General features: G+C 65.9%; 6 protein-coding genes. 1 reads left to right on the forward strand and 5 read right to left on the reverse strand.

The window, feature by feature from the left end; translation table 11 throughout:
- The 5 genes from JNK68_13125 to pqqA all read right to left on the reverse strand — a co-directional run.
- Positions 1-296: radical SAM protein (locus JNK68_13125; GenBank protein MBL8541297.1), on the reverse strand; the 296-nt coding region annotated here is incomplete at its 3' end.
- The gene (gene pqqD / locus JNK68_13130; GenBank protein ID MBL8541298.1) at positions 262-552 is read right to left on the reverse strand and encodes a pyrroloquinoline quinone biosynthesis peptide chaperone PqqD; all 291 of its coding nucleotides are present in this window, start codon (positions 550-552) and stop codon (positions 262-264) included. The genes JNK68_13125 and pqqD, both read right to left, overlap by 35 nt.
- A complete protein-coding gene (gene pqqC, locus JNK68_13135; protein ID MBL8541299.1) occupies positions 549-1,262 on the reverse strand; it encodes a pyrroloquinoline-quinone synthase PqqC in 714 nt (237 codons plus the stop codon). The genes pqqD and pqqC overlap by 4 nt, the downstream gene beginning before the upstream one ends.
- 14 nt (positions 1,263-1,276) lie before the next feature.
- On the reverse strand, positions 1,277-2,191 hold the full coding sequence (gene pqqB / locus JNK68_13140) for a pyrroloquinoline quinone biosynthesis protein PqqB (protein MBL8541300.1): 915 nt from the start codon (positions 2,189-2,191) through the stop codon (positions 1,277-1,279).
- Between the two features lie 113 nt (positions 2,192-2,304).
- Positions 2,305-2,379, reverse strand: a complete 75-nt coding sequence (gene pqqA, locus JNK68_13145) for a pyrroloquinoline quinone precursor peptide PqqA (GenBank protein MBL8541301.1) — start codon at positions 2,377-2,379, stop codon at positions 2,305-2,307.
- 225 nt (positions 2,380-2,604) lie between these two features.
- Between pqqA and JNK68_13150 the strand changes: the two genes are divergently transcribed.
- The gene (locus JNK68_13150) at positions 2,605-3,339 is read left to right on the forward strand and encodes a TonB family protein (protein ID MBL8541302.1); all 735 of its coding nucleotides are present in this window, start codon (positions 2,605-2,607) and stop codon (positions 3,337-3,339) included.
- Positions 3,340-3,365 lie beyond the last annotated feature (26 nt).

The raw sequence follows: 3,365 nt of genomic DNA on the forward strand, positions 1-3,365 counted from the left end.
GAGGTGATGAGGTTCGAGTAATAGCCGAGCTTGCGCGCTTCCGCGATGAGGATCTCGAGGTCGTCGCGCATGAGCGGCTCACCGCCGGAGAAACCGAGCTGGGTGGCGCCGATCGCGCGCGATTCACGCAGCACCTTGAGCCACTCATCCGTCGTGAGTTCCGCACCGAACTGCGTGTAGTCGATCGGGTTGTAGCAGAACACACAGTGCAGCGGGCACTTGTAGGTGACCTCCGCCAGCAGCCAAAGCGGGTGGCTGACCTCAGGCCTGCTTGACACGGATCCAGCCGTTTCCATGGGCGACCTCCAGAAATCCCGTGACGTCCTTGCGCAGATCGACGCCGGGAAAGGACTTCTCCAGATCTTCGACGATGGCCTTGACGCTCGCGTTCCCGTCCACGCGCTTCAGGATCTCGCCGGCGCTGCCGGAGAGCTTCACCATGCCCTCTGGATACAGGAGCACGTGTGCCTGCTGCGCCGGCTCCCACTGAAAGCGGAAGTAGCGCCCGAGGGCGAACACGGTGTCGTCGCTGACCTGCACCGATTCCGTCACTTCGCCTCCCCGATGCCGTAGTTGACCTGCATCGCGTCAAGCATCGACCACAGCACGTCGAGCTTGAACTGCAGGATGTCGAGCGCGCGTTCCTGCTGCTCGCGCGTCTTGAAGTGATCCAGCGTCACGGCCAGCCCGTGCTCGACGTCGCGGCGCGCTTCCGACAGGCGTTTCTTGAAGTAGTAGTAGCCTTCCGGCTCGATCCACGTGTAGTACTGCGGCCAGTTGTCGAGGCGCTTCTGGTGGATCTCGGGGGCGAAAAGCTCGGTGAGCGAGGAGCACACCGCCTCCTGCCACGGACGCGTGCGCCCGAAATTGATGTACGCGTCCACCGCGAAGCGCACGCCCGGCAGCACGTGCCGCAGCGACGTGATCTCCTCGCGCTCGAGGCCGCAGGCCTCCCCCAGGCGCAGCCAGGCCTCGATGCCGCCTTCCTCGCCGGCGGTGCCGTCGTGGTCGATGATGCGCTGGATCCACAGCCGGCGCTGATCGCGGTCCGGCATGTTGGACATGATGGCCGCATCCTTGATCGGGATCGAGATCTGATAGTAGAAGCGGTTGCAGACCCAGCCCTGCACCTGTTCCCTGGTGCACTGACCGCTGTTCATGGCGATGTGGAACGGGTGATGGATGTGATAGCGCTTGCCCTTCGCGCGCAGCTCGCGCTCGAACTCGTCGCGGCTCCAGGGCAGGGTCTCTGCGGCTCCCATGCGGGGTCTCCTCCTCAGATGCGGATGTCCATGCCGTCGAACGCGACCTCGATTCCGCGGGCGGTCAGTTCCGCACGCTCGGGGGAGTCGTCGTTCAGGATCGGATTGGTGTTGTTGATGTGGATGAGGATCTTGCGCGGCTTCGCGAAACGGTCCATCCATTCCATCATGCCGTCGGCGCCGGACTGCGCGAGATGACCGATCTCGCGTGCGCGCTTCTTCGAGATGCCGAGGTCGATCATCTCGGTGTCGGTCCAGAAGGTCCCGTCCACCATCACGCAGTCGGCATCGCGCATCGCGGCTTCCACGTGCGGCTCGATCTCGCCCAGGCCCGGTGCGTAGAACACCGAGCGACCGGACGCGGTGTCGGTCACGCGCACGCCGATGTTGTCGCCCGGGTGCGGGTCCTCGCGGTGCGGCGAGTAGGGCGGTGCCGCGCTTTTGAGCGGCATCGCCGTGAACTTGAGCCCAGCCGCAGCGGGGATCGTGAACGTCCACCGCTCGCCGCCCACGCGTTGCCATTCGACGCCGCAGTAGTGATCGAGGATCCTGAAGAGCGGATTGCCGGACGTGAGGTCCTCGCGGACCATGTCGGTGCAGAAGATGTCGAGCCTGCGCTGGCCTTCGCGCAGCATGAGAAGCCCGGTGGTGTGATCGATCTGGGCGTCGATGAGCACGACGGCGACGATGCCGGTGTCGCGGATGGCGCGCGCCGGCTGCAACTCGGGTGTGCTCTTCAGCTGCTGCAGGATGTCCGGCGACGCGTTGAACAGGACCCAGTTGACGTCGTCTGCGGTGACGGCTATCGAGGACTGCGTGCGCGCCGTCGCATGGACCGCACCGCTGCGCACGCCGTCGCAGTTGCGGCAGTTGCAGTTCCACTGCGGGAAGCCGCCGCCGGCCGCGCTGCCCAGAACCTTGATGCGCATGCGATATCTCCGCGATCCCGAGAATGCGCCGGCCCGGGAGGTCCCGGGCCGGTCGACTACCGCGAAGGCCGGATGTCCGGCCCCCGGATGGGTACTGTACTGTCGCGCGCGGTTTAGCGGTTGGCGATGTACATCGTCACTTCGAAGCCGAAACGCAGATCGGTAAACTCGGGTTTGGTCCAGGCCATCGTACTCTCCTTGAGTGTCCAACTGGATGCGATCTTGGTGAAGTCCGGCGGTCAGGCCGCACTCGTAAGATGAGACTGGATTCTCCGTGCGCGTGTTCTTTCCGGCCGCCGGGAAATTCTGCAATTCAGGCTCATGATTTTCATGAGAATGGCAGGAGGATTTGCGCAAGCCCGGAACGTTCCTCTACCCTTGGTTCCCGCGTCTCGAACCACAATATAAGAACGATGATTGCGTCCACGTCGAACCTCGCGCGCGAACGTCCGCTCGCCGCGGCGATCGCGATCTCCATTGCCATCCACGCCATCGCGCTCGCGCTCTTTCCGCAGCTGCGCCCGCTCAGGAACGTCCAGGAACAGCCGCTGACGGTCGAGTTCCTGCCACAGGTGCCCGAACCTGCGCCGACGCCGGTTCCGGTGAGCGAACCGGTCGCGCGACCGGCACCTCCGCTGGAGCGGCCCCGCCCCAAGGTGACGAAGCCCACGCCCGCGGTGACGGCGCGCGAAGCACCCCCGGTCACGGCGCCGGTTGCGCCGCAGCAGGAACTCCTTACGGCCGCCCCCGAAGCGCCCGCACAGCCGTCCCAGTTCTCGGTGCCGGCGGCACCGCACGCGGAACCCGCGGCAGCACCCGTGAAGGAAGCCGCGGACTCGGCGGCCGCGGATCCGGACATGCTCGCGAGCTACGGCCACGCGCTCTCCCAGGCCATCGCGAAGCACCAGCGTTACCCGCGGCTCGCCCAGATGCGCGGCTGGCAGGGCACTGCCACGGTCGCCCTCAAGTTCGGCGCGGGCAACCGGCTGCTCGCGACGACGCTGTACAAGTCGAGCGGGCAGGAGGTGCTCGACGAGCAGGCGCTGCAAATGGTGAAGGACGCACAGCCGCTGCCGAGCGCGCCGGAGCGGCTGCGCAGCCGCGACTTCACCGTGCATGTGCCGATCGTCTTCCGGCTCAGAGAATAGCTTGACGGCTCCGCTGCCCGTCTCGT

The sequence above is a fragment of the Betaproteobacteria bacterium genome, assembly GCA_016791345.1.
In the GTDB taxonomy this organism is placed as follows: domain Bacteria; phylum Pseudomonadota; class Gammaproteobacteria; order Burkholderiales; family JAEUMW01; genus JAEUMW01.

What these genes read in the sequence shown, in the direction of transcription:
- pqqC (MBL8541299.1), bottom strand. Translation starts at nt 1,262, where the DNA reads ATGGGAGCCGCAGAGACCCTGCCCTGGAGCCGCGACGAGTTCGAGCGC.
- pqqB (MBL8541300.1), bottom strand. Translation starts at nt 2,191, where the DNA reads ATGCGCATCAAGGTTCTGGGCAGCGCGGCCGGCGGCGGCTTCCCGCAG.
- JNK68_13150 (MBL8541302.1), top strand. Translation starts at nt 2,605, where the DNA reads ATGATTGCGTCCACGTCGAACCTCGCGCGCGAACGTCCGCTCGCCGCG.